General features: G+C 63.6%; 22 protein-coding genes. 16 read left to right on the top strand and 6 right to left on the bottom strand.

Features of this window, described 5'->3' with window-relative positions; all coding sequences use genetic code 11:
• Positions 1-193: 193 nt before the first annotated feature.
• From HHL14_RS05835 to HHL14_RS05810, 6 genes are all read left to right on the top strand, one after another.
• Complete coding sequence (locus HHL14_RS05835) at positions 194-1,333, top strand: ABC transporter ATP-binding protein (protein ID WP_169496615.1); 1,140 nt, start codon at positions 194-196, stop codon at positions 1,331-1,333.
• 117 nt (positions 1,334-1,450) lie between these two features.
• Positions 1,451-2,704 (top strand): ABC transporter substrate-binding protein, encoded by a 1,254-nt coding sequence (locus HHL14_RS05830; protein ID WP_169496614.1) that lies wholly within the window; start codon positions 1,451-1,453, stop codon positions 2,702-2,704.
• A 94-nt stretch (positions 2,705-2,798) separates the two neighbouring features.
• Complete coding sequence (locus HHL14_RS05825) at positions 2,799-3,704, top strand: carbohydrate ABC transporter permease (RefSeq protein WP_169496613.1); 906 nt, start codon at positions 2,799-2,801, stop codon at positions 3,702-3,704.
• A gap of 27 nt (positions 3,705-3,731) precedes the next feature.
• Positions 3,732-4,583, top strand: coding sequence for a carbohydrate ABC transporter permease (locus HHL14_RS05820; RefSeq protein ID WP_169496612.1), 852 nt, complete (start codon positions 3,732-3,734; stop codon positions 4,581-4,583).
• A gap of 53 nt (positions 4,584-4,636) precedes the next feature.
• A complete protein-coding gene (locus tag HHL14_RS05815; protein WP_169496611.1) occupies positions 4,637-6,601 on the top strand; it encodes a beta-galactosidase in 1,965 nt (654 codons plus the stop codon).
• Between the two features lie 143 nt (positions 6,602-6,744).
• Entirely contained in the window at positions 6,745-7,977 is a 1,233-nt protein-coding gene (locus tag HHL14_RS05810; protein ID WP_169496610.1) for a glycoside hydrolase family 53 protein, read from the top strand.
• 75 nt (positions 7,978-8,052) lie between these two features.
• On the opposite strand, the gene HHL14_RS05805 is transcribed toward HHL14_RS05810, so the two are convergent.
• Together HHL14_RS05805 and HHL14_RS05800 are read right to left on the bottom strand one after the other, a co-directional pair.
• Positions 8,053-8,385, bottom strand: coding sequence for a hypothetical protein (locus HHL14_RS05805; protein WP_169496609.1), 333 nt, complete (start codon positions 8,383-8,385; stop codon positions 8,053-8,055).
• Positions 8,386-8,576: 191 nt separating this feature from the next.
• Positions 8,577-9,431: an IclR family transcriptional regulator gene (locus HHL14_RS05800; RefSeq protein WP_169496608.1), complete on the bottom strand. Its 855-nt coding sequence runs from the start codon at positions 9,429-9,431 to the stop codon at positions 8,577-8,579.
• 264 nt (positions 9,432-9,695) lie between these two features.
• Between HHL14_RS05800 and HHL14_RS05795 the strand changes: the two genes are divergently transcribed.
• The 6 genes from HHL14_RS05795 (at position 9,696) to HHL14_RS05770 (ending at position 15,055) form a co-directional block, all read left to right on the top strand.
• The gene (locus HHL14_RS05795; RefSeq protein ID WP_169496607.1) at positions 9,696-10,454 is read left to right on the top strand and encodes a substrate-binding periplasmic protein; all 759 of its coding nucleotides are present in this window, start codon (positions 9,696-9,698) and stop codon (positions 10,452-10,454) included.
• 36 nt (positions 10,455-10,490) lie between these two features.
• Positions 10,491-11,150, top strand: a complete 660-nt coding sequence (locus tag HHL14_RS05790; RefSeq protein ID WP_169496606.1) for an amino acid ABC transporter permease — start codon at positions 10,491-10,493, stop codon at positions 11,148-11,150.
• Positions 11,147-11,890 carry an amino acid ABC transporter ATP-binding protein gene (locus tag HHL14_RS05785; protein WP_169496605.1) on the top strand — a complete coding sequence of 248 codons (744 nt, stop codon included), beginning with the start codon at positions 11,147-11,149 and terminating at the stop codon, positions 11,888-11,890. Before HHL14_RS05790 ends, HHL14_RS05785 begins: the two co-directional genes overlap by 4 nt.
• Positions 11,887-13,185 (top strand): NAD(P)/FAD-dependent oxidoreductase, encoded by a 1,299-nt coding sequence (locus tag HHL14_RS05780; RefSeq protein WP_169496604.1) that lies wholly within the window; start codon positions 11,887-11,889, stop codon positions 13,183-13,185. Before HHL14_RS05785 ends, HHL14_RS05780 begins: the two co-directional genes overlap by 4 nt.
• Before the next feature lie 40 nt (positions 13,186-13,225).
• Positions 13,226-14,485 carry an NAD(P)/FAD-dependent oxidoreductase gene (locus tag HHL14_RS05775; protein ID WP_169496603.1) on the top strand — a complete coding sequence of 420 codons (1,260 nt, stop codon included), beginning with the start codon at positions 13,226-13,228 and terminating at the stop codon, positions 14,483-14,485.
• A gap of 126 nt (positions 14,486-14,611) precedes the next feature.
• Positions 14,612-15,055 carry a PaaI family thioesterase gene (locus HHL14_RS05770; RefSeq protein ID WP_169496602.1) on the top strand — a complete coding sequence of 148 codons (444 nt, stop codon included), beginning with the start codon at positions 14,612-14,614 and terminating at the stop codon, positions 15,053-15,055.
• Between the two features lie 174 nt (positions 15,056-15,229).
• On the opposite strand, the gene HHL14_RS05765 is transcribed toward HHL14_RS05770, so the two are convergent.
• The 3 genes from HHL14_RS05765 to HHL14_RS05755 form a co-directional block, all read right to left on the bottom strand.
• Positions 15,230-16,588, bottom strand: coding sequence for an MFS transporter (locus HHL14_RS05765; RefSeq protein WP_169496601.1), 1,359 nt, complete (start codon positions 16,586-16,588; stop codon positions 15,230-15,232).
• 578 nt (positions 16,589-17,166) lie between these two features.
• Entirely contained in the window at positions 17,167-17,568 is a 402-nt protein-coding gene (locus HHL14_RS05760; RefSeq protein ID WP_169496600.1) for a GtrA family protein, read from the bottom strand.
• A 13-nt stretch (positions 17,569-17,581) separates the two neighbouring features.
• Positions 17,582-18,277: a class I SAM-dependent methyltransferase gene (locus HHL14_RS05755; RefSeq protein WP_169496599.1), complete on the bottom strand. Its 696-nt coding sequence runs from the start codon at positions 18,275-18,277 to the stop codon at positions 17,582-17,584.
• A 320-nt stretch (positions 18,278-18,597) separates the two neighbouring features.
• Between HHL14_RS05755 and HHL14_RS05750 the strand changes: the two genes are divergently transcribed.
• Together HHL14_RS05750 and HHL14_RS05745 are read left to right on the top strand one after the other, a co-directional pair.
• Positions 18,598-19,533 (top strand): glycosyltransferase family 2 protein, encoded by a 936-nt coding sequence (locus tag HHL14_RS05750; RefSeq protein WP_169496598.1) that lies wholly within the window; start codon positions 18,598-18,600, stop codon positions 19,531-19,533.
• On the top strand, positions 19,530-21,158 hold the full coding sequence (locus tag HHL14_RS05745; RefSeq protein WP_169496597.1) for a hypothetical protein: 1,629 nt from the start codon (positions 19,530-19,532) through the stop codon (positions 21,156-21,158). Before HHL14_RS05750 ends, HHL14_RS05745 begins: the two co-directional genes overlap by 4 nt.
• Before the next feature lie 79 nt (positions 21,159-21,237).
• Here the strand turns inward: HHL14_RS05745 and HHL14_RS05740 are convergent, their stop codons facing one another.
• Complete coding sequence (locus HHL14_RS05740; RefSeq protein ID WP_169496596.1) at positions 21,238-22,320, bottom strand: tartrate dehydrogenase; 1,083 nt, start codon at positions 22,318-22,320, stop codon at positions 21,238-21,240.
• Between the two features lie 125 nt (positions 22,321-22,445).
• Between HHL14_RS05740 and HHL14_RS05735 the strand changes: the two genes are divergently transcribed.
• The gene (locus HHL14_RS05735; protein ID WP_169496595.1) at positions 22,446-23,369 is read left to right on the top strand and encodes a LysR substrate-binding domain-containing protein; all 924 of its coding nucleotides are present in this window, start codon (positions 22,446-22,448) and stop codon (positions 23,367-23,369) included.
• A 288-nt stretch (positions 23,370-23,657) separates the two neighbouring features.
• Positions 23,658-24,359, top strand: coding sequence for an HlyD family efflux transporter periplasmic adaptor subunit (locus HHL14_RS33075; protein ID WP_230412931.1), 702 nt, complete (start codon positions 23,658-23,660; stop codon positions 24,357-24,359).
• Positions 24,360-24,599: the final 240 nt, after the last annotated feature.

Here is a 24,599-nt window from a genome sequence, read left to right as displayed (position 1 = left end):
CCATATTTAGGGAGGTCGATTCAAATGTTGCAAACGATCCGCAACATTGCTAACTTGCTCGAAAATCTAGCGGAGACACCCACCATGACTTTTTCCGTCGAACTCAAATTTAAGCGATTAAATGCCGTCGGCACAAGCCCCCGGCGCTTTATTTCGGCAAAAATTTAAGCGGTTAAATCAAGGCGGAGACAGCATGGCAACGATTCGTTTGACCGATGTGCACAAGGCCTACGGCGACCACCCGCCGGTGATCCGGCGCGTGAATCTGGAGATCGCGCAGCATGAGTTCTGCGTGTTTCTCGGTCCGTCGGGTTGCGGCAAGTCGACCTTGCTGCGGATGATCGCGGGTCTCGAAGACCTGAGCGAAGGCGAGCTGCATATCGGCGGGCGGCTGGTCAACGACGTACCGGCCGCCGAACGCGGTGTCGCGATGGTGTTCCAGAGCTACGCGCTGTTTCCGCACATGACCGTGTTCGACAACATGGCGTTCGGGCTGAAGCTCGCGAAGCAGCCGAAGGACGTGATCGATCGCAAGGTGAGGGAAGCCGCGCGCATCCTGCAGCTGGAGAGCCTGCTCGAACGTCATCCGAAGGCGCTGTCGGGCGGACAGCGGCAGCGCGTCGCGATCGGCCGCGCGATCGTGCGCGAGCCGGGCGTGTTTCTGTTCGACGAACCGCTGTCGAATCTCGATGCCGCGTTGCGTGGCCAGACGCGCGTCGAAATCGCGCGGCTGCATCAACGCTTCGCGAATGCGAGCGTGGTCTACGTGACGCACGATCAGGTCGAGGCGATGACGCTCGCCGATCGCATCGTGCTGCTGCACGCCGGCGCGGATGCCGAGCGCTTCGGCAGCATCGCGCAGACCGGCGCGCCGCTCGAGTTGTATCACCATCCGAAGTCGCGCTTCGTCGCGGGCTTTATCGGCTCGCCGCGGATGAACTTCATCGACGCGACGGTCGACTCGATCGAGCCGGGACGCGTGACGGTGACGCTTGCCGCCGGCGCGGAAAAACTCGTCGCGCACGTCGACGGTCAACGGCTGCAACGCGGCCAGCGCGTCACGCTCGGCGTGCGGCCCGAACATCTGCGGCTCGACGGCGACGAGCCGCACCTCGCGTGCACGACCGTGCTGTCGGAGCGCCTCGGCGAACACAGCTATATCCATGCGGATTACGCGGGCGGCACGCTGATCGCGAAAGCGCCCGGCGATACGCCGCTCGGCGCGGGCGAGCGCATTCGTGTGCACGTGCCGCCCGCGGCGTGCCATCTGTTCGATGAACAGGGGCTCGCATTGCGGCGCAGTACGTTCGAGCCTGAACGCGCGGCCGCCTGATCGATCGTCAACGGCGGACCTGCGGAAAAGGTTCGTCATGCTGAATTCCGCCACAGAGCGGGTTACATCGCCGGCCACGCTGCGTAGCCGGTCAACAAGGTAGACAAGGAGACACAGATGATTGCTCTTCGCCTTCGCCGTCTTGCACGGCTGTCGATTACCGCCGCGATGGTGGCGGGTGCGCTCGGCAGCGCCACGGTCGACGCGGCCACGTTGAACGTCAATGTATCGGCGCGCGGTAATCAGCGCTCGACCTGGCAGGATGCGTTCGACCAGTTCAAGAAAGCCAATCCCGACATCGATCTGAAAGTCACGTACATCACCGAGGAAGCGTACAAGGTGCAGATGGGCGGCTGGCTCGCCACCGATCCGCCCGACGTCGTGTCGTGGCACGACGGCGAGCGGATGGCCTATTACGCGCAGCGCGGCTTGCTCGAGGATCTGAGCCCGGACTGGGCGAAGAACAACTGGTCGCAGCAGTACGCGTCGGTCAAGGAAGCATCGACGTACAAGGGTAAGCAGTACGCGGCGCCGCTCGGCTATGACGCGTACGGCTTCTTCTATCGCAAGGATCTGTTCGAGAAGGCCGGCATCAGGAGCGAGCCGAAAACGTGGGACGAACTGCTCGACGCGACGAAGAAACTGAAAGCGATCGGCGTCGCGCCGATCGCGGTGGCCGCGCGCGACAGCTGGACGCTTGCCGCGTGGTTCGACTATCTGGACCTGCGCATCAACGGCAACGAGTTCCATCAGAAGCTGATGGCCGGCGAAATTCCGTACACCGATCCGCGTGTGAAGAAGGTCTACACGACGTGGAAGACGCTGCTCGACAATCACGCGTATATCGACAACGCGCTCTCGTACGATCTCGATTCGATCGCGCCGTTCCTCGTCAACGGCAAGGCCGGCATGATGCTGATGGGCACGTTCTTCTCGGCGAGCTTCCCGCCGTCGGTGAAGGATCAGATCGGCTTTTTCCGCTTCCCGGTGATCGACACGAACGTGCCGATGGCCGAGGACGGTCCGGTCAACGTGCTGCTGATTCCGGCGAAGGCGAAGAACAAGGCCGACGCGCGCAAGCTGCTCGCGTTCATGGAACAGCCGAAGATCAACGCCGAACTCGCGAAGGGCTGGGGCCAGTTGCCGTCGAACAGCCAGGCCGCCGAGCCTGAAGATGCGATCTCGAAGGTCGGCTTCCAGACGCTCGCGAATACGCGCGGCGGGATCGCGCAGTTCTACGATCGCGACATGCAGAAGGAAATGGCCGACGAAGGCATGAAGGCCATGCAGCAGTTCTACAGCGATCCGTCGCAACTCGACAGCGTGCTCGCTCACCTCGAAGCGACCCGCAAGCGCATCTACCAGAAGTAAGTTTCGCCGTGCCGGCCGCGCGTGTCGCGGCCGGCATCTGCCGACGACTTTCGCTTTCGATTTTCCGCCTTCGCTTTTCACCGAGGCCCGCTCCATGTCCGATACCGCAGCGCGCCGCCTGCCCGCGGCGCGGCCCCGTCGCGTCTCGACCACGCGTCGTCACCAGCATCGCGCGGCATTTTTCTTTCTGCTGCCGGGCTGCGCGTTGTTCTGCCTGTGCGTGATCTATCCGATCATCAGCAGTATTTCGCTGAGCTTTTATAACTGGGACGGCATGACGCCGAAGACCTTCGCGGGTCTCGCCAATTACGCTGAGCTGTTCCAGTCCGATACGTTCTATACGGCGCTGAAGAACAACCTGATCTGGCTCGCGTTGTTTCTATTGGCGCCGCCGCTCGGCCTGCTGTTTGCGCTGTACCTGAACCAGCACGTGCGTGGCATGCGCGTCGTGAAGTCACTGTTTTTCGCGCCTTTCGTGTTGTCCGGCGTGGTGGTCGGGCTCGTGTTCAGCTGGTTCTACGATCCGTCGTTCGGGCTGCTGCGATTGATCGTCGGGCGCGGCATTCCGGTGCTCGGCGATCCGCATACGGCGACCTTCGGCATCATCTTCGCCGCGCTGTGGCCGCAGACGCCGTTCTGCATGGTGCTGTATCTGACCGGTCTCACCGGCATCAATCCCGAGGTGGTCGAAGCCGCGCGCATGGAAGGCGCGCAAGGGCTACGTCTGCTGTGGCACGTGATCCTGCCGCAATTGCGGCCTGCCACTTTCATGGCAGTCGTGCTGACCGTGATCGGCGCGCTGCGCAGCTTCGATCTTATCGCGGTGATGAGCGGCGGCGGTCCGTTCGACAGCTCCACCGTGCTCGCCTATTACATGTACGACATGGCCATCAAGTACTACCGCGAAGGCTATTCGGCGGCTATTGCGGTCGTGCTGTTCGCGATCATGCTCGTCTACATCGTGTTCCATCTGCGCCGCATGCTGCGCGAGGAACGCTGATTCTCTGAATCTCAGGAGTACCAGGTCATGTATCCGCTTCCCGTCGAACGCTGGAAACCGCTGAATCGCAGGCTTTACAAGGCGTCACTGCCGCTCGCGCTATTCATCTGGCTGCTGCCGATGCTGGCGGTGCTCGTCACGTCGATCCGCTCGTCCGATGAACTGTCGCAAGGCGAATACTGGACGTGGCCGAAGCACTTCGCGCTGCTGGAAAACTACGGCACCGCGCTCACGCAAACGCCGATGCTGCATTACTTCGCCAATAGCGTGCTGATTACGGTGCCGTCGGTGATCGGCGCGATCGTGCTGGCGTCGATGGCGGGCTTCGCGTTGGCGACCTATCGCTTTCCCGGCAACACGGCGGTGCTGTTCGCGTTCGTCGCCGGCAACTTCGTGCCGATCCAGATCCTGATGATTCCGGTGCGCGACATGGCGCTGAAGTTCGGTCTCTTCAACACCGTGTGGGCGTTGGTGATCTTTCACGTGTCGTTCCAGACCGGCTTTTGCACGCTGTTTCTGCGCAACTTCATCAAGCAGCTGCCGTTCGAGATGATCGAGGCGGCGCGCGTCGAAGGCGCGGGTGAATGGACCATCTATCTGCGCATCGTGCTGCCGCTGATCCGGCCCGCGCTCGCCGCGCTCGGCATCCTCGTGTTCACGTTCGTGTGGAACGACTATTTCTGGGCGTTGTGTCTGACGCAGGGCGACGATGCCGCGCCGATCACGGTGGGCGTCGCCGCGCTCAAAGGGCAGTGGACCACCGCGTGGAATCTGGTCGCGGCGGGCTCGGTGCTGGCCGCGCTGCCGTCGGTGCTGATGTTCTTCGCGATGCAGCGCCACTTCGTCGCCGGGCTCACCTTCGGCGCAAGCAAGGGATAAACCGCGGCCGAACGCCCAACGGGTTCGCCGTCAACTCACAACGAGACTTTCACATGCAACTTGGTGTCTGCTACTACCCGGAACAATGGCCGCGCACGATGTGGGCCGACGACGCGCAACGGATGGTCGAACTCGGCATTACGCACGTGCGGATCGCCGAATTCGCGTGGAGCCGGATGGAGCCGCGCGCCGGCGAGTTCAACTGGCAATGGCTCGACGAAGCAGTCGACACGCTCGCGCAAGCCGGCCTGAAACTCGTGCTCGGCACGCCGACCGCGTCGCCGCCGAAGTGGCTGATCGACGCGCATCCGGACGTGCTGCCGGTGCGCGCCGACGGCGCGCGCTGGAATTTCGGCTCGCGCCGTCACTACGACATTTCGAGCGAGACCTACCGGCGCGAATGTGTGCGCATCGTCACCGCGATGGCGCGGCGCTACGGGCGGCATGCGTCGATCGTCGCATGGCAGACCGATAACGAACTCGGTTGCCACGACACGGTGCCGAGCTATTCCGCTGCGGCGTTGACGCGCTTTCAGGCCTGGCTGCAGCGGCGTTACGAAACCGTCGGCGCATTGAACGACGCGTGGGGCAACGTGTTCTGGAGCATGGAGTATCCGTCGTTCGACGCGATCGGCCTGCCGACGCTGACGCCCACCGACGCGAATCCGATCCATCTGCTCGAATTCCGCCGCTTCATGTCCGACGAAGTCGCGAGCTTCCATCGCGAGCAGATCGAGGTGCTGCGCGAGCATGCGCCGAACGCGGATCTGCTGCATAACTTCATGGGCTTTTTCACCAGCTTCGACCATTACCGCTTCGCCGAAGACAACACGATCGACGTCGCCGCGTGGGACAGCTATCCGATCGCGCGCACCGAATCGATCGCGCTGCCGGAAGAGCAGAAGGCCCGCTTCGCGCGCACCGGACACCCCGACGTGTCCGCGTTCGATCACGACCGCTATCGTGGCATCGGTGCCGGCCGCTTCTGGGTGATGGAACAGCAGGCCGGCCCGGTGAACTGGGCACCGTGGAATCCGGTGCCGGCGCCGGGCATGGTGCGGCTGTGGGCTTATGAAGCGTTCGCGCATGGCGCGGAGCTGGTGTCGTATTTCCGCTGGCGGCAGTGCCCGTATGCGCAGGAGCAGATGCATTCCGGGCTCAATCTGCCGAACAACGAACTATCGCCGGGTGGTTTGGAAGTGCGGCAGGCGGCGCGCGAAATCGCCGCCAGCACTGCATTGTCGACGCTCGCCGCGCCCGCGCGCGCGGCCACCGCGCTGGTGTTCGACTACGAGACGCAATGGATGTTCGAGATCCAGCGTCATGGCAAGGGCTTCGATTATCAGACGCTGGTGTTCGACTACTACGAATCGCTGCGCGAACTCGGGCTCGACGTCGACATCGTGTCGAGCCGCGACGATGTTTCGGGTTACCCACTGGTGGTGGTGCCGAGCCTCGCGACAATCGACGATGCGTTCGTCGACCAGATCGCACGCAGCAACGCGCAATGGGTGTTCGGTCCGCGCAGCGGCTCGAAGACTGGCACCTTCGCGATTCCCGGCAATCTGCCGCCCGGCGCGTTGCAGCGCGTGCTGCCGGTGCAGGTGCTCGAAGTCGAAACGCTGCGCTCGACGCTCGCGCCCACGCTGACGATCGACGGCACGCAAGGCCACGCGCTGCACTGGCGCGAGCACGTGCGCGCGAACGGCGACACGCGCATCGCCGCGCGCTTCGACGACGCATGGCCCGCGCTGCTGACGCACGGCAATGTGCGCTACGTCGCGGGTTGGCTGTCGCACGAACTGCATCGTACGGTGCTGCGGCAGGCGGCGCACGACGCGGGTCTCGACACGCAACTGCTCGCCGACGGACTGCGGCTGCGTCGACGCGGCGGGCTGACGTTCGCGTTCAACTTCGGCGCGCAGCCGGTGCAGGCGCCGGCGCCGCGCAACGCGACGTTCGTGCTCGGCGAGTCGCGCCTGCAGACCGGCGATGTTTGTGTGTGGCAGGACGCGTAACGCGCCGCGAACCCAGGCAATCGGCAACACACCACGCAGTAGAAGCAACGCAGTTTGAAACTCGAAGGTTGCAACACGGACGCATCAAACCAGACCAGGCGGCCTGCAAAAAAAGCCGCCGTTCAACAGATGGAGGATGACGGATGAACCGAAGAGAAATGCTGGGATGGCTCGCGGGCGCTGCCGCGGCGGCGGGGGTCGGCGCGACGGCAGCGCCCGCGTTCGCGGCGGCTGGCGGTCAACAAGGTGGCCAAGGAGGCCAACAAGGCGGCCAGCAGGGCTGGCAACGCGAAGGCATGGGCAACCAGGCGCAAGCCGCGGCGCTCGCGAACCGCTTCGCGATGGGCGCCGATGTCTCGACGCTGCTCGAACTCGAAGCGAACGGCGCGAAGTACTACGAGCACGGCAAAGCGCACGACTGTCTGCGGATTCTGAAAGACCACGGCGTCGATTCGATCCGGATCAAGGTCTGGAACGATCCTGGCAATCCTGACTTTTTCCCGGCCAATCAGAGCCCGGCGGCCGGCTGGAACAATGCGGAGCACGCGCGCATTCTCGCGCGCCGCGCGGCCGCGCTCGGTCTGCGCGTGCTGATCGACTTTCACTACAGCGACTGGTGGGCCGATCCGGGCAAGCAGTATCCGCCGCATGCGTGGGCCGGCAAGGGCATCGACGAAACCTGCGCGCTGTTGTCGGCCTATACGTCGGACGTGCTGAAGCAGTTGAAGCACGACGGCGTGTATCCGGAGTGGGTGCAGATCGGCAACGAAATCACCGGCGGCATGTTGTGGCCGCTCGGCAAGTACGATCAGCTCGACAATCTCGCGGCGCTGTTGAAGGCCGGGCACGACGCGGTCAAATCCGTCGATGCGCGTACCAGGGTGATGCTGCATATCGACAGCGGCGGCAACAACGCGACGAGCCGCTGGTGGTTCGATGCGATGACCCAGCGCGGTGTCACGTTCGATGTGATCGGCCTGTCGTATTACCCGCAATGGCAGGGCTCGTTCAGCGATCTGCAGGGCAACGTGAACGATCTGGCGACGCGTTACGACAAGGACGTGATCGTCGTCGAAACCGCGTATCCGTGGACGACCAGCGACGGCGATTCGGAGCCGGACTCGATGACCAACGTCGGCACCTCGACGTTCCCGCAAACGCCGGCCGGCCAGGCGCAGTTCCTCGACCAGGTGACCAGCATCGTCAAGGCGATCCCCGACGGTCACGGCAAGGGCGTGTTCTGGTGGGAGCCCGAGTGGATTCCGACGCCGAACGTCGGCTGGGAAGTGGGCGCGGGCGATCAGTGGGACAACAACACGCTGTTCGACTTCCACGGCAACGCGTTGTCGTCGCTGGATGCGTTCAGGCGGCGCTGACGCTAACGTTGACGCCGCGGCCTGAAGGTGGCGCGGCGGAGGCAGGCATCCCGGCACCTCAGCCGCGACCACGCATCACTGCGTCGACGACGCCTGCCCCTTCTGCCGGTTCAGGCACTCCGACGTGACCGCCATGTTCGCCTGATCGGGCGTCATGTGCGGCGCGCCGGGGGCGTAGATTTTCTCGATGATCGCGTCGACGGCGGCGCGGTCGGCCGGGTCCTTGTAGTAATAGGCGGCCTGGTTGAGCGCCTGCGCTCTGGTTTTCTTGTGCGCGCGCCAGCCGACGACCTGGCCGGCGATATCGCCGAGCGCGAAACATTGATCACTGACGGTTTGCGCGACGGCCTGAGTGGCCGGTTGCGCGACGCACAGCGCGACGAGCGCGGCTACGACTACGCGTTTCATTGCGGGAATCCTGACATGAAGCAGCGGGGACACGGCAGCGGCGCAGGCCACCGCGCGGGCCCGCGAGCGGAAGATGAATAGCTGCGTAGTGTATCGGGAAGTGGTGCGGGGCGCTTTCTGGCGGGCTTTCAGCAGGCGGCGCGTGCGCGCGACGTAAAACCGGCTCGGTCGCCCGCGCGCTCAGGCTACGCTCAGCCCCTGCCTTGCGGAACATTCGTGAATGGCGCTAGCGCTTGCGGTGTCGGCGAGGCCGTCGAAATGCGCTGCGCGGTCTCCTGCATCATCGGGATCAGGCGTGTCACCGCGCGCTTGAGCGTCCACTTTCCCGCCAGCACGGACATCTGCAACGCCGCGACCGGGCGATGCGCCGAATCGAAGATCGGCACCGCCAGCGCGAGATCGCCGCGATAGTACTCCTCGTTGCAATAGGCAAAGCCGCGTTCGCGCGACAAACGCAACTCCTCCATCAACGCGTCGATATCGGTGATCGTGTTCGGTGTGTACTTGACGCGCTCGCACGCGAGCAGCGTTGCGCGCGCCTGTTCGTCGTCGAGCGCGGACAGATACGCGCGTCCCGTCGATGAACAATAAACCGGAATGCGATGCCCGACCGGCATGTGCGCGAGCAGCCGCATCAGGCTCGGAAAGCGGCCGATGTAGATCATGTCGGTGCCCAACGGTTCGGCGAGGTTCACCGTTTCGCCCGAATTGCGGTTGAGTTCGAGCAGGAACGGATTCGCGCGGGTCAGCAACGCATGCGACTCGAGATACTTGCAGCCGAGCCCGAGGGTGCGTGACGACAGCGAATAGCGCTTCGTCACTGGGTCTTTGTCCAGCAGGCCGAGCGCCTGAAACGTAAAGGCGAAGCGCTGCGTCGCGCTCTTCGAAATGCCTGCGAGCGCCGCGATTTCCGGCAGGTTCAGCGCCCGGTTTTCGGGGCCGAACACGTTGAGGACGGCGATTCCCGTCGCGAGCGACTGCACGAAAAGCGTCGATTCCTCGGGCGATGAAGCGGCCAGTTCCTGGCCAGGGATCGGGTTCGTCATGGTCGGAGACATTGAGATGCGATATCTATTTATTGAATCACAATATAGAAAATAAATCGACGAGGTGCTTCCCGTCATGGCCGAAAGTACGTTCAAATTTCGGGAAAACCCCTAAATATACGCTGTTGTGCCAGAAAATTACCTTGTTGACGGCATCAAAATGGCTGGCTATAACTTGGATATCGTCGATATAGATATATCGCTATGCGATACGACAGAAGGCCACGGAAGTCATATCGCCAACCAACCCATCAAGGGGATCCCATGTTGAAGAAGCTGAATGTCCTGATTGCGAGCGTCCTGTGCGCCGCCACGATGTCGATCGCGCATGCGGAGCCGGCGCCGTTGCGCGTCGGCGCGACGCCCACGGCCGTGCCGTTCAACTTCCTCGATCCGAAGACCAACACGCTGCGAGGCGCGATGATCGACGTCGCCGAGGCCGTCAGCAAGGAAGCGGGCTACAAGACGGACATCGCGCCGATTCCGTTCGCGTCGCTCGTGCCGTCGCTGCAGACGAACAAGATCGACCTCATTTCGTCGGCCTTCGCGCGGACGCCGCAACGCGCGCAGGTCGTCGATTTCACGCAGATCGTCGTCGAATACGGCGAAGGCCTGATCGTGTCCGCCGACGACAAAACCGACTACAGGAGCCTCGCCGATCTGAAGGGCAAGACGGTCGGCGTGCAGATCGGCACGCTGTACGTCGAGCCGCTGAAAGCGACGCCCGGCGTGAAGGAAGTGAAGATGTACGACACGATGGCCGACCTCGTGCGCGACGTGTCGTTGCATCGGCTCGATGCGGCGATCGGCGACGGCCCGGTCATCGCGTATCAGGTGCGCTCGCAAGGCGCGAGCGGCGTGCGTTTCGTCGATAGCTACAAGCCGTCGATGCCGACCAACATCGCGCTCGCCGTGCGCAAAGGCGACGACGCGCGGCGCGCGCAACTCGATGCCGCCATCACGAAGCTGAAGGCCGACGGCACGATCGCCGCGATCCTGAAGAAGTGGAACATCACTCACTAACCCGTAACCACTGGTTGCGCAAGGCAGGGTACCCAGATGTTCGAATCATTCCTGAGCGATGCGGTCGAGTTCTCGCCCGTGCTCATGCAAGGTGTGCTGACCACCATTGCGATCACCGCATCGGCGCTGGTGATCGCCACGGTGTTGGGCCTCGTGTGGGCGTTGCTGCGCGTGAGCGGCGTCGCGTCTCTCGCTCACGCGAGCCGCGTGCTGACGAACGTGCTGCGCGGCGTGCCGATCATCGTCATCCTGTTCTACATGTACTTCGTGATGCCCGAGTTCGGCGTGAGTCTCAGCGCGTTTCAGGCGGGCGCGCTCGGTTTGGGGATCGCGTATTCGTCGTATATGGCCGAGGTGTTTCGCGCGGGCATCGAAGCGGTGGATTCCGGGCAGTATGAAGCGGCGCAGTCCATCGGCATGTCGCGCATGAAGCTGATGCGTCGCGTGGTGCTGCCGCAGGCGTTTCGTATCGCGCTGCCGCCGTATGGCAACAACGTCGTGATGATGCTGAAGGATTCGTCGCAGACGGCGGTTATCACCGTCGTCGAGTTGTCGATGCAAAGCAAGCTGATTGCCGCGGCGACGTTCAAGAGCGCGACGATCTTCACGTTGGTCGCGTTGATCTATCTCGTGATGAGTCTGCCGATGATGTACGGAATCGGACGGCTGGAACGACGCCTCGGGAAAAGCAAATGATCAGGATAGAAAATCTCACGAAGTCGTTCGGCACCCATTGCGTGCTGCAGGACATCAACGCGGAAATCAGTAAGGGCGAAGTGGTGTGCCTGATCGGCCCGTCGGGCTCGGGCAAGTCGACGCTTCTGCGCTGCATCAACGGACTGGAGCAATACGACGGCGGTCGCATCACGATCGACGGTCAGCCGGTCGACGCGAAGAGTCGCCAGATCAACGCGATCCGTCAGCGCGTGTCGATGGTGTTTCAGCGCTTCAATCTGTTTCCGCACCGCACGGCGCTGGAGAACGTGATGGAAGGGCCGGTGCATGTGAAAGGCGAGAGCGCCGCGCAGGCATCGGCGCGTGCGCGGGACTTGCTCGCCTCGGTCGGCCTCGCGGAGAAAACGCAGCATTATCCGCGGCAATTGTCGGGCGGACAGCAACAGCGTGTCGCGATCGCGCGAGCACTTGCTATGGAACCCGAAGCAATCCTGTTCGACGAGCCGACCTCCGCGCTCGATCCCGAACTCGTCGGCGAAGTGCTGTCCGTGATGCGCGCGCTCGCCGACAAAGGCATGACGATGGTCGTCGTCACGCACGAAATGGACTTCGCGCGCAGCGTGTCGGATCGCACGCTGTTCCTCGATGGCGGGCGTATCGCGGAACAGGGGCCGTCGCGCGAGGTGCTGACGCAGCCGCGCAACGAACGCGTTCGCGATTTCCTGAAGCGCGTCACGCACGCGGAGTCGCTGCCGTCATGAAACGCGATTCGTTCGAACCGGCCACCACGTTGTGGTCGAGCACGGCTGCGCCGCGCCGTCCCGCGAACACGCTCGGCGAGTCGATCGAGGTCGATGTCGCGGTGATCGGCGGGGGCTTCACGGGTCTATCGACGGCTTACCATCTCGCGGCAACCGGGCGGCAGGTGGCGTTGTTCGAGGCGTTCGAGATCGGGCATCGCGCGTCGGGGCGCAACGGCGGACAGGTCGTGCCGGGCTTCAAACCGACGCCCGTCGCGTTGATCGAGCGCTTCGGCCATGACGTTGCCACGAAGATGATGAACTTCGCCTATGGCAACGCAGACTATCTGTTCGATCTCGTCTCCGAGTTGCGGATCGATTGCGCGGCGACGCGCACGGGCTGGATTCAGGGCGCGTTCTCCACACGCTCGGTCGACTATCTCGAACGACGTGCGCGCGAGGTCAACGCGCACGGTGGCGATATCCAGTATCTGAACGCCGACGCGATGTTCGAAGCCACCGGCTCGCACTTCTGGCCCGCCGGTCTGCTCGAACGCCGCGCGGGCGCGGTGCATCCGCTCGCATATGCACGCGGGCTCGCGCACGCGGCGGCCGAACGCGGCGTCGCGCTGTACGAGCATACGCCGGTCGACGCTATCCGCGCGGGCAGCGGGACCGGCTCGACGCTGCAGGTCGGCTCGCATACCGTGCGCGCGCGCCAGGTTGTCATCGCGACCGACGCTTATACGGGGCAACTGTGGCCGTCGGTGGCCCAGTCCTATGTGACGGTCGCGAGCGCGCAAATCGCGACCGAGCCGCTGCCCGAGGCGTTGCGGCAGGCGTTGATGCCGCGCCGCGCGGGCATCTCCGAGACCCGCAAGATCACCTATTACTGCCGCATCGACCCGGAAGGCCGCTTCGTTATCGGCGGACGCGGGCGCGCGGCCGATCACATCGATGCCGCCACGGAACAGCAACTGCGTGCCGCCGCGCTCGCGCGGTTTCCGCTGCTCGAGAGCATGCACTGGGAGCATCGATGGGCGTGCCGCGTCGGCATGACCCTCGACGATTTGCCGCGCATTCACGAGCTCGCGCCGGGCATCTGGACGGCTTACGGTTATTGCGGCCGCGGCGTGGCGATGGCAACCGCGCTCGGCCGCGTGCTGGCCGATGCGATCAACGGCGTGCCCGCCCGGCAGCTCGATTTTCCGGTTACGCCGGTGAGCCGCCTGCCGTTCTATCCGGCGCGCCAGCTCGGCGCCGCGCTCGCGATCAGTTGGTACCGGCTGCGCGACACGCTCGGCTACCCGGCGTAACGCGCGAGACCCTCGCACTCGACACAGGAACAGGAACACCATGGCAGATGCACTCGATCCGGTGGAGGTGGCCATCGTCGGTGGCGGCATCATCGGCGCAAGCACCGCTTACTGGCTCGCGAAGGCGGGCGTGCGCACCGCGCTCTTCGAGAAAGGCACGCTCGCGTGCGAGCAGTCGTCCCGCAACTGGGGATGGGTGCGCACGCTATCGCGCGACCTGCCCGAGGTGCCGCTCGCGCTGCTCGCGAATCGCCGCTGGCGCGAGCTTCAGCAGCAGGTGGAGGTCGGTTACCGGCAGAACGGCTTGCTCTATCTGCAGGAAAACGATCGCGACGCGCAGGAGCACGCGCGCTGGTATGACGCGGCGAAAACCTATGGCGCGAAGGCTTCGTTCCTGACGAAGCGCGATATGCAAAAGTTGCTGCCCACAAGCGCGCGTGCGTGGACCGGCGCGATGTACAGCGAGAGCTGCGGTGTCGCGGAGCCGACCCAGGCCACCGCCGGCATCGCCGCGCTTGCGAGAGAGGCGGGCGCGACGATCGTCGAGAACTGCGCGGTGCGCGGTATCGAACGCAGCGCGGGACGCGTGAGCGCGATCGTCACCGAAGCGGGGCGCGTGGATGCGCAGAACGTTCTCGTTGCGGCGGGCGCGTGGTCGCGTTTGTTCTGCGGCAACCTCGGCGTCGAGTTTCCGCAGCTCAAGGTGCGCGGCTCGGTGCTGCGTACCGCGCCGTTCGATGCGCGTATGTCGGTGTCGATCAACGGCAAGGATTTCACCTGCCGCAAGCGCACGGACGGCGGCTACACGGTCTCGCAGTTCTCCGCGTCGCTCGCCGAGCTGGTGCCGGACAGCTTCCGGCTGATGAGCAAATTCATTCGTCCGTGGATCGCGAATCGCGCGATCGTGCGCGTGCGTGTGAGCGAGCGTTTTATCGACGAACTGAAGATCCCGCGACGCTTCCCGTCCGATAGCGAGACGCCGTTCGAGCATTGCCGGATGCTCGATCCGCCGCCCTACGCGAAAGGTATCGATCAGGCGTGGACGCGTTTGCGGGAAAGCTTTCCGGTGTTCAAGGGCGCGCGCATCGCGCATGCGTGGGGCGGCTATATCGACGTCACGCCCGATGCGATGCCGGTCATCGGCGCGCTTCATGACGTTCCCGGTCTGTATCTCGCCTCGGGCTTTTCCGGGCACGGCTTCGGCATCGGGCCGGCGGTCGGCGAATGCGTCGCGGCGCTGATACGCGGCGACAGGCCGCCGGTCGATCTCGAACCGTTTCGGTTGGGGCGATACGCGTAATCGGGTGCTTGGCGCTTGGGGATCAGCGCTCGCGCGACCAGGGTTCGGTCTTTGCAATGCGCTGGGCTAAAATCGGTTGGCAAAAATTTCGAGCTTTCCAACTGGTTTTCCGACAGGAGTCGCTACATGGAGCAATCTCCGGACGCAGTCGTCGTCGAACGCGTGCGCGCCAGCTTCGAACGTCAGAACGCGATGAAGCTGATTCACGCGAATCTCGCGGTGGTCGAAGCGGGCTACACCGAGATTCATCTGCCGATCTGGGATGGCGTCGGGCAGCAGCATGGTTTCGTGCATGGCGGCGTGGTGGGCATGATTGCCGACTCGGCGGCCGGTTATGCAGCGATGACGCTGGCGCCGTCGGGCGCGTCGGTGCTGACCGTCGAGTACAAGATCAATCTCGTTGCCGCGGCGGATGGCGAGACGCTGATCGCTCGCGGTCGCGTGACCCGGCCCGGCCGCACGCTGATTGTCACGCAAGCCGAGGTGATTGCCGTGAAGGACGGTCGCGAGACGCTGTGCGCGTTGATGCAGCAAACCATTATGGTGATGCAGGATAGGGTGGAGAAGTAATTAAACGGCTTGCCTGATCTATTGGTGAATGGGCGATTGCCTCGATGCCGGCATGATTCCGGTATTGGTTTCAGCCAAATAAAAAGCCGTCCTGCTTATTCGCGGGACGGCTTTTTATCATCAGCATCTTGCGATGCGCGGCCTTTTAATGGGCCACCTTAATCACTTGCACACTCAGTGCCCAAACGACCCCGCCTTCGACGCTCCCGGTTCCGTGGTCTCCGGGCGGGCGGCCTGCTTGATCAGCAGCGCGCCGCACGACAGCAGACCCGCCACCGCGATCGTCGCGAAGATGCCGCCGAACGAGAAGTGGCGGCGCGTCAGTTCGGCCACGAGGAACGAACCCGCGATACCGCCGAAACGGCCGACGCCGAGCATCCACGCGACGCCGGTACCGCGGCCCGCGGTCGGATAGAACGCGGCGGCGAGCGCCGGCATCGACGATTGCGCGGTATTCATCAGCACGCCCGCGACGAACACGATGAGCACGAGCGCGCCGACATTGCCGGCCGCCTGGCCGATGAAGTACACGCTCACGGCGGTCAGCGCGTAGCAGGCCGCGATGATCCGGTTCGGGTTGAAGCGATCCATCAGCACGCCGCACAGCACCGCGCCGACGCCGCCGAGCGGGAACAGCGCGGAGATCAGCGTCGCGCGTTGCGGGGTGAGGCCAGCGTCCTTCAGCAGGATCGGCATCCAGTTGATCGACGCGTAGAAGATCACGAGGCCCATGAAGTACGCGAGCCACAGCATCACCGAGCCGATGATGTACGAACGCGACAGCACCACGCCGAGACCCTTGCCGCCGGTTTGCGGCGCGGTTTCGGTCATCATGAACGACCCGGCTTGCACGGCGTCGCCGGAAATGCGTGCGAGCGCCGCGCGAATCCGTTCGACCGGCTTGTTATTCGCGACCATGTAGCGGACCGACTCCGGCATCTTCACGAGCAACAGCAGCAACAGCAGCAACGGCGTGACGCCGCCGAGGATCAGCACGCTGCGCCAGCCGAAATGCGGAATCATCCATGCGGCGAGGAAGCCGCCGAACGCTGCGCCCAGCGGGAAGCCGCAGAACATCAGGTTGATCACGGTTGCGCGGCGGTTATCCGGGCAGTATTCGCCCATCATCGTGACCGCGTTCGGCATCGCGGCGCCGAGGCCGACGCCGGTGATGAAGCGCAGCACGGTCAGGTGCCCGATCGTGTCCGAGAACGCCGAGCCGAGGCAGGCGGCGCCGAACAGGGCGACCGAGCCGACCAGCATCACGCGTCGTCCGAGCCGGTCCGACAGCGGGCCCGAGCCGAGCGCGCCGCACGCGAGACCGAACAGCGCCGCGCTCAGCACGGGGGCGAGCGCGGGTTTGTCGATGCCCCATTCGGTGATCAGCGAAGGCGCGATGAAGCCGATCGCAGCCGTGTCAAAACCGTCCAGCAGGACGATGATGAAGCACATGAAAAAGATCAGCCACTGGAACGGCGAAAACGGATGTTCGTTGATGAAGGTTTGAACGTTCACAGCGCTGCTGCGGTTCATGATGGTCTCCTGACTGCGAAAAGGCTCGTCCGACGAGCTTTTTTCCTAAGACCGTGCGCCGTCTGGCAGCGGCGCACGATGCCTGCGCCCGCGGCAAACTGGTTGCGCTTCGGCAATGAATCATAACCGGTGCGGTTCGGTAAAAGGAATCGCGCCGGGCCTGGCGATTTGTTCGTCTAAAGAACGACGATTCTTTGTGCGAACGCGCGCCACTGTAAGTAATGAGATGACCTGGGTCAACGGGGGATTACCCGAAATCGACGAGACGGCCCGCCAGACAGCGTTCGAGGCCGCGCGTGCGGATCGTTGAGCTTGGGCGAGGCTCGGCAGTTGGGAAAAAGCGCATCGCAAAAACGGAACGATTAAATACGGAATTTGCAACGAGCCAAAAACGCGAGCTAATGAAACGGCAATAAAAAGGCGCGCTATTTATTCGTTCTGGCTATTAAGCGTGAAATGAAAAATGGCAATCGCGTTTTCACGATTGCCATATGGATCAAGTGGCGCTTTGGGTACTTTTCGCGAAGCCTTTAATCAATTCATCGGCAACGCATTTTGCCTCGAGGTGGAATGCGCGCTCAGCGCTCGCGCATCGCCCAATATTTGTTGCCGAGAAAGCCGACGATCACATAGACCGGAATGCCGCTCAACTGCGCGAAGTAGGGCGCGTGAGTGACGTGCAATACCGCGAGCATGGTGACGAGATTGGCCAGATACGAGATCAGCATCACGATCAGGAAGCGGATGGCGGAGTACCGCGTCACCGCCGTCCTGAAGGTGACCTTGCTGTTGAGCGCGAAGCTCAGCGCGATACCGATCGCGTAGCCGACGATATTGGCGACCACCGGCCGCGCACCCGCGGCCTGGACGACGAAGATGATGGCAGCCGAGATGATCGTATTGACGCCGCCCACCAGCAGATACTTGATGAATTGCTGAAGCGATTCGATACGCGGCGCGTTGGTGCGCAGATCGTTCATCGGCGGGTTGTCCTCACGCGGCGTTGGCATAGACCGCGTATTGTGCGCCGAGCGGAACGCGAGTCAGGTATTTTTCGAGCGGACGAAGTCTGGCCAGCCTATGCGGAAAGAAAATCCGGAAGCGCACGTCGACAGCGGAGAAGCCGGCGTCGCGACAGGCACGCTCCATGTTGCGCGCGCTGATCAGTTTTGCGTTGACGTCGAACTCGCAGGTGTTGACCGCTTTGACGGTCAGCGGGTTCAGCGGATTGTGCTCGAACACGACGACCGTGCCTCGCGGTCCCACGACGCGTTTCAACTCGCGCAGCAAATGAACGTGCTCGGCATGGTCGATATGATGGAACACGCACATCGCGTAGGCGAGATCGAATTCGCCCGGCTCGAACGGCAGCGTATGACCGTCGAAGTGAACGAAGCGCGACGAATCGGGAAAGCGGCTTTGCGCGAGTTCCAATGAGCGCTCCGAGACATCCGCGCAGGTGAGCTGCGCATTCGGCAAATAGTGGTTCACCCACGGAATCGACGTGCCCACACCCGAGCCGAAATCGAGCATGCGTGTGGGCAGCGTACGACGTCGTGTCATCTCTTCGGCGATATCGCGAATCTTGTACTCCGCGAAAAACGCCGGACCTTCTCCCGATGCCGAAATATTGCGCGCATGCATCGACAGATACTCGTCGGCAAAGCTGTCGAATTCGGCTTTATCCATGCTATGCATCCTCCGTAAAACATCGGTGCCAAAGGCACTCGATTACGACGTCATGATACGGGAATGCGGCAACGAGCGTGTCGCCGTATCGGCTTCATTTCCAGATTGCCGATTGCGTGCGAGTGCGCGGTAAATAATACGTTTGTTCACATTTCATCGACATTGCGTTGTGACTCTATTTCGACGTTTTTGCCGCGGTTTCAGTGAATTTCGGACAAAGAAATCGTCGAGCTTGCATGGGGTCGGAGATGCGTACTATCGTCGAAAGACCCTCAAGCCTGATTCTGGATCAATACCGGGTCAGAGATAAGGATCTGCCTATGACGACGCTGAATCTCGTCGTACCGTGCTACAACGAAGAAGAAGTCCTTGCGGAGACGAGTACGCGGCTTCTCGCGCTGCTGGCGCGATTGATCGAAGCCGGCGAGGTGAGTGAGCAAAGCCGCATCACGTTTGTCGACGACGGTTCCCGCGACCGCACGTGGTCGATCATTGCAGCACTGCACGCGCAGAATGCGCGCTGCGGCGGCATCAAACTCTCGCGCAATCGCGGTCATCAGAATGCGTTGCTGGCCGGATTGATGACGGCTCAAGGCGATGTTCTCGTCAGTCTCGACGCCGATCTTCAGGACGACATCGAAGCGATTCCGCGCATGCTCGAACAATATCGGCTGGGCGCGGAGATCGTTTTCGGCGTGCGTCACAAACGCAATACGGACACGTTCTTCAAGCGCTTTACCGCGCGCAATTACTACAGGCTGCTGAAGGCATTCGGCGTCGATATTCTGCCGGGCCATGCGGATTTTCGTCTGATGAGCCGCAAGACGGTGGAAGCGTTGCGGCAGTTTCCGGAAGTCAATCTGTTCCTGCGCGGCATCATTCCGCTGCTCGGCTTCAAAAGCGCGATCGTCGAATACGAGCGCGGCGCGCGCTTTGCGGGCGAGAGCAAATATCCGCTCAGCAAGATGCTCGCGTTTGCGTTCGACGGCATCACGTCGTTTTCCGCCGTACCGCTGCAATGGAGTACCCGCATTGGCGCGTTGCTCGCGTTCGGCTCGCTGTGCTTCGGCGCATGGGCCGCGTTCGCGCGTCTCTTCACCGACCTCACGGTGCCCGGCTGGGCGTCGACGGTGATTCCGATGTACTTCCTCGGCGGTGTTCAATTGCTGTTCCTCGGTGTCATCGGCGGCTACATCTCGAAGACCTATGCCGAGACCAAACAGCGTCCGCGTTTCATCATCGAGCAAACCTTATGACCATGCCCGTCGATTCTTCCGCGCCGGCGCGAGCAGGCGCCGAGGCGACGTCCGGTGCCGAACTGTTCTCGCGTTCCGGCCGGCTTGCCGCGATTTTGCCGCGCGTGCTTTTCATCGTCACCGTGCTGTACGGCGGCGCGTTGTTCTGGGTCGCGCCGCATCCGCCGATGGTCGACCTGCCGCAACACGCGGGGCAGGTGACCTTGCTGCGCGATCTGCTCGAACATCGCTCGTCGTGGCAGAACCTCGTGCAGCTCAATCTGCTGACGCCGTATCTGGTCGGCTATGGCCTCGCGTTGCCGCTCACGTATCTGATGCCGATCGGCGCCGCGCTCAAGGCCGTGCTGACGTTCGCATACTTCGCGTTCGTCGCGTCGTGCGTCGGCTTCCGGCGCTATCTGAACGGCGATCCGCGGCTCGACTGGCTATTCGTGCCGGGCTTCTTCGGCTTCTCGTTCATGTGGGGCTTCTATACGTTCCTCGTCGCGGCGCCGTTGGGGATTCTGTTCGTCTGGCTCTCGCACGACTACGCGGGCGCGACGTCGATGCGAAAGGGCGTCTGGATGTTCGTCGCGGGCACGGCGCTGTTCTTCTGTCACGGGCTCGTGTTCCTGTTCGCGGTCGCGATTGGTGTCGGCTTCGTGCTGTACCGGCAGAGAAGCTGGGCCCGCAAGATCCTTGCGCTTGCACCGTTCGTGCCGCTCGGCGTGCTGACTCTCGTCTATGCATGGTGGAGCCACACGACCGATCCGCTGCTCGGGCACGTGGTACCCGGCATCGCCGTGTTCAACTGGGGCTGGGATTTGCAGCGTCTGCTTTCGCTGCCCGTCTACGTGTGGGGGATGAACAAGAGCGCGGCCGTGTATCTGCCGGTCGTCGCGCTGATGTTCGTGGCGCCGTGGGTGTGGCGCGACCGGATCAATCCGGATCGCACGGCGCTCGTGCCGATGCTCGCCGTCGGTTTCGTCTGGCTGTTCGTGCCGGGCACCGCGCTCAAAACCGCCTACCTGTACCACCGTTTCGCGTTGTTTCTGCTGCCCGCGTATGCGCTGATGTTCTGCGCGCCGCCAGCATTGGCGAGCGCAGCACGGCGTGCGTCGTCGATGTCGGGGGCGCGTGCGGGCAAGCTGCTAGGTGTCGGTGTGCAGGCCGCGATCATCGCCGGATGCTGGATCTTCTTCGCGGATCAGACGGTGCGCCTGCATCGCTTCGCCGCCGAAATCGCGCCGCTCGACGATCTGCTCGAACGGACCGAGCCGGATCAACGCGCGCTGAGTCTGATCTTCGATCGCACGAGTCCCGCGTACAGGAGTCCGCACGCGTACGCGCATCAGTCCGTGTGGTACCAGGCGGAGAAGCACGGTTTCGTCGATCTGAACTTCGCGACGTTCGTGCCGCAGATCGTACGCTTCCGACCCGGCATGATGCCGATCAGTCCGCCCGCGCTCGAACACGAACCGGGCGCGTTCGACTGGACTCGCGACAACGGCCGGCAGTACCGCTATTTCTTCGTGCGCAAGGCCGACCCGTTGCCGCGGAACTTCTTCGCCAATAACGAATGCGATGTTGTGCTCGTTACGCACGAGGCCGAGTGGTCGCTTTACGAGCGACGCAACTGCCGATAGCGGCGCAAGTGTAGTCGGGCCGTGTTTCTACACGGCCCGACTTAAGTGGCTTGACTCAAGCGCCCCGACTACGACAACTTCACGCGAGTTTCGCCGCAATCGCCTTGCCGACTTCGCTGGTGCTCGCCTGACCGCCGAGGTCGCCGGTGTGCGGACCTTCGACCAGCGTCGCCTCGATCGCCTGCAGAATCGCGTCGTGCGCGTCGCGCTCCTTGCCGCTCGAATGGCCGAGGAAGTCGAGCATCATCGCGGCCGACCAGATCATCGCGATCGGATTGGCGATGTGCTTGCCGGCGATGTCGGGCGCCGAGCCGTGTACCGGCTCGAACAGCGATGGAAACTTGCGATCCGGATTCAGGTTGCCCGACGGCGCGAGGCCGATCGTGCCCGTGCAGGCGGGGCCGAGATCGGACAGGATGTCGCCGAACAGATTGGTGGCGACGACCACGTCGAAGCGATCCGGATTCAGCACGAAGCGCGCGCACAGGATGTCGATGTGCTGCTTGTCCCACGCGACGTCCGGATACTGCGCGGCGATACCGGCCGCGCATTTGTCCCACCACGGCATGCTGATCGCGATGCCGTTGCTCTTCGTCGCGACGGTGATCTTCTTGCGCTCGCGGCGCTGTGCGAGATCGAACGCGAACTTCAGCACGCGCTCGCTGCCGTGCCGCGTGAACACCGATTCCTGCAGCACGAATTCGCGCTCCGTGCCTTCGAACATCACGCCGCCCACCGACGAATACTCGCCCTCGGTGTTCTCGCGCACGATCCAGAAATCGATGTCGCCGGCCTTGCGTCCCGCGAGCGGCGACGGCACGCCCGCAAAAAGCCGCGCGGGGCGCAGGTTCACGTATTGATCGAATTCGCGGCGGAATTTCAGCAGCGAGCCCCACAGCGAGATATGGTCGGGCACGGTGTCGGGCCAGCCGACCGCGCCGAACAGGATCGCGTCCATCGGCTGCAATTGCGCTTTCCAGTCGTCCGGCATCATCTTGCCGTGCTTCGCGTAGTAGTCGCAGCTCGCCCAGTCGATGTGCGTGTATTCGAGCTCGATGCCGAAGCGTTTCGTCGCGGCATCGAGTACGCGCAGCGCTTCGGGCATCACTTCGACGCCGATGCCGTCGCCGGGGATCACGGCGATGCGGTAGGTTTTCGACATGGTGGACTCCTCCTTGGAATGGGTGTCGACGTTTCGGTGGTGCTTATTCTATTCCTGCTGTTTGCGTCTAAAATGCGCGCTTTAGTTAAGCCACTGTGCACGATTCGTGTACAAAGCCTGCCGCCATGAATAGCGTCCCGTCTCCCGATCTCGCCGACCTGCGCGTGTTCTGCGAAGTCGCGCGCAAGTGCAGTTTCAGCGCGGCGGCCGATGCGCTGTCGGTGTCGGCGGCCTATGTCAGCAAGCGCATCAACGTGCTCGAAACCACGCTCGGCACGCGCCTGTTGCATCGCTCGACGCGTCGTGTGGCGATTACCGAAGCCGGCGAGCGGGTCTATACCTGGGCCGAAAAAATTCTCGACGACGTCGATCAGCTGGTCGAGGACGTGTCCACGACGCGCCGCATTCCGGGCGGCAAGCTGCGCATTTCGAGCAGCTTCGGTTTCGGCCGACGCTTCGTCGCGCCCGCGCTCGCGCGCTTCTCGGAGCGCTACGCGCAGCTGAGCGTGCGGCTCGATCTGTTCGATCGTCTCGTCGACGTGGCGGGCGAGGGCTTCGATCTCGACGTGCGGATCGGCGACGACATCGCGCCGCATCTGATCGCGCGACGGCTCGCGTCGAATCATCGCGTGCTGTGCGCGTCGCCCGATTATCTGCGGCGGCACGGTACGCCGCGGCAGTTGACGGAGCTGTCCGCGCACGCGTGCCTCGCGATCAAGGAGCGTGATCATCCGTTCGGTTTGTGGCGGCTGACGGTGCGCGGCGAAGCGGCGTCGATCAAGGTCACCGGACCGCTGTCGACCAATCACGGCGAAGTGGCCGTGCAATGGGCGCTGGCCGGACGCGGGATCGTGCTGCGCTCGTGGTGGGATGTGCGCGGGTTGATCGAGGCGGGCCAGTTGCGTCAGGTGCTGCCCGAGGTCACACAGCCGGCGAACGTGTGGGCGGTGTATCCGGCGCGGCTCGCGCAATCCGCGAAGGTGCGGGTCTGCGTGGATTTTCTTGGCGAGGAGTTCGCGCAACTGGGTGGGCCGGAGGCGGTGGTCTGAGGGGCGGCGTTCGCGCGGTTTATTGCGCGGTTTATTGCGCTGTCTATTGCGTTGCTTGTTTCACCGCTTATTGCGCGGTCCATCACGCGCGCGTCGCGTCGTACAGGCGGTTTGTGTTCGCCGGTTCAAGCGGCTGGTTTCCGGCAATTCCCGCTGCGGCGACGACGTTTTCCCACTGCGCATGACGCGAGCCGCCTGACGAAAGGCTCGCGCGAATTCTTTCGAATCGGTATCGATTCGCGGCCGATCTGGCGCGAGGCCGCTACGAGCTGGCAGCGACGCGGCGAATTGCGCTGGCGTCGCGAGACGCGGCGCAGTGTGGTGCTCGGCGCGGCGCTGGTGATTTTTTTCGCGGTGCCGTGGCATGAGGGCGTCAGCGCGCCGGCGGTGCTCGGGCCGCAGTTGGCGCAGGGCCTGTATGCGGTCGGGTCCGGTTATGTCGCGGCCGAGCCTGCGCCCGCGCGCGATGGGCAACTCGTGCGGGCGGGCGAGACGCTCGCGGTGCTGGTGTCGCCCGAGCTCGACTACCGGTTGAAGGCCGCGCGAGCCGATGAAGCGCAACTGCGCTGGGAAGTCGAGCAGCAATCGTTCGACGAGCGTTTGCAGCGGCAGGGCACTGCGCTCGCCCGGCGTTGGGACGCGGCGCGCGAGACGGTCGCGGGCTTGCAGGCGCAGATCGCGCAACTGACGGTGCGCGCGCCGTTCGACGGTCGCGTGCAACTGGCCGGCGATGCGCCCGCGCCCGGCACCTGGCTGCCGCGCGGCGAGCGGCTCTACGATCTGATCGCGCCGGAGGGCGTGAAGGGCGTGGCGTTCGTCGGCGAGAGCGAGGTGGCGCGCCTGAGGGCGGGGCAGCGCGCGGTGTTCGTCGCTAACGTCGCGGAGTTCGCGCGTCGCGCGTGCCGCATCGATGCGATCGACAGGGTCAATCTTGCGACGCTCGATCAACCGTCGGTTGCGAGCACGTACGGCGGTCCGATTCCGGCCTAGTACGACGCGAAGACGCGTCAGCTGGTGCCGTTGCAGGCGACGTGGCAGGTGCGCTTCGACGCGTGCGATGGGGTGCCGGAGATCGGTCGCGAGGTGGGCGGGACCGTGCAGCTGGGCGCGAGAGTTTTATCGGGCGCGGGGTGCGGTTTGGGGTGGCGGTTTTGCAGCGGGAGGCGGGGTTTTGAGGGGGGAGTGATTCGATGGGCGACGGCCCAAAATCGTCGGCATCGTGCCTGGAGT

Origin of the sequence: Paraburkholderia antibiotica, assembly GCF_012927125.1 — a bacterium.
Taxonomy (GTDB): domain Bacteria; phylum Pseudomonadota; class Gammaproteobacteria; order Burkholderiales; family Burkholderiaceae; genus Paraburkholderia; species Paraburkholderia antibiotica.
Note: the sequence above shows the minus strand (reverse complement) of the source record. Positions and strands in the feature narration are given on the sequence as shown.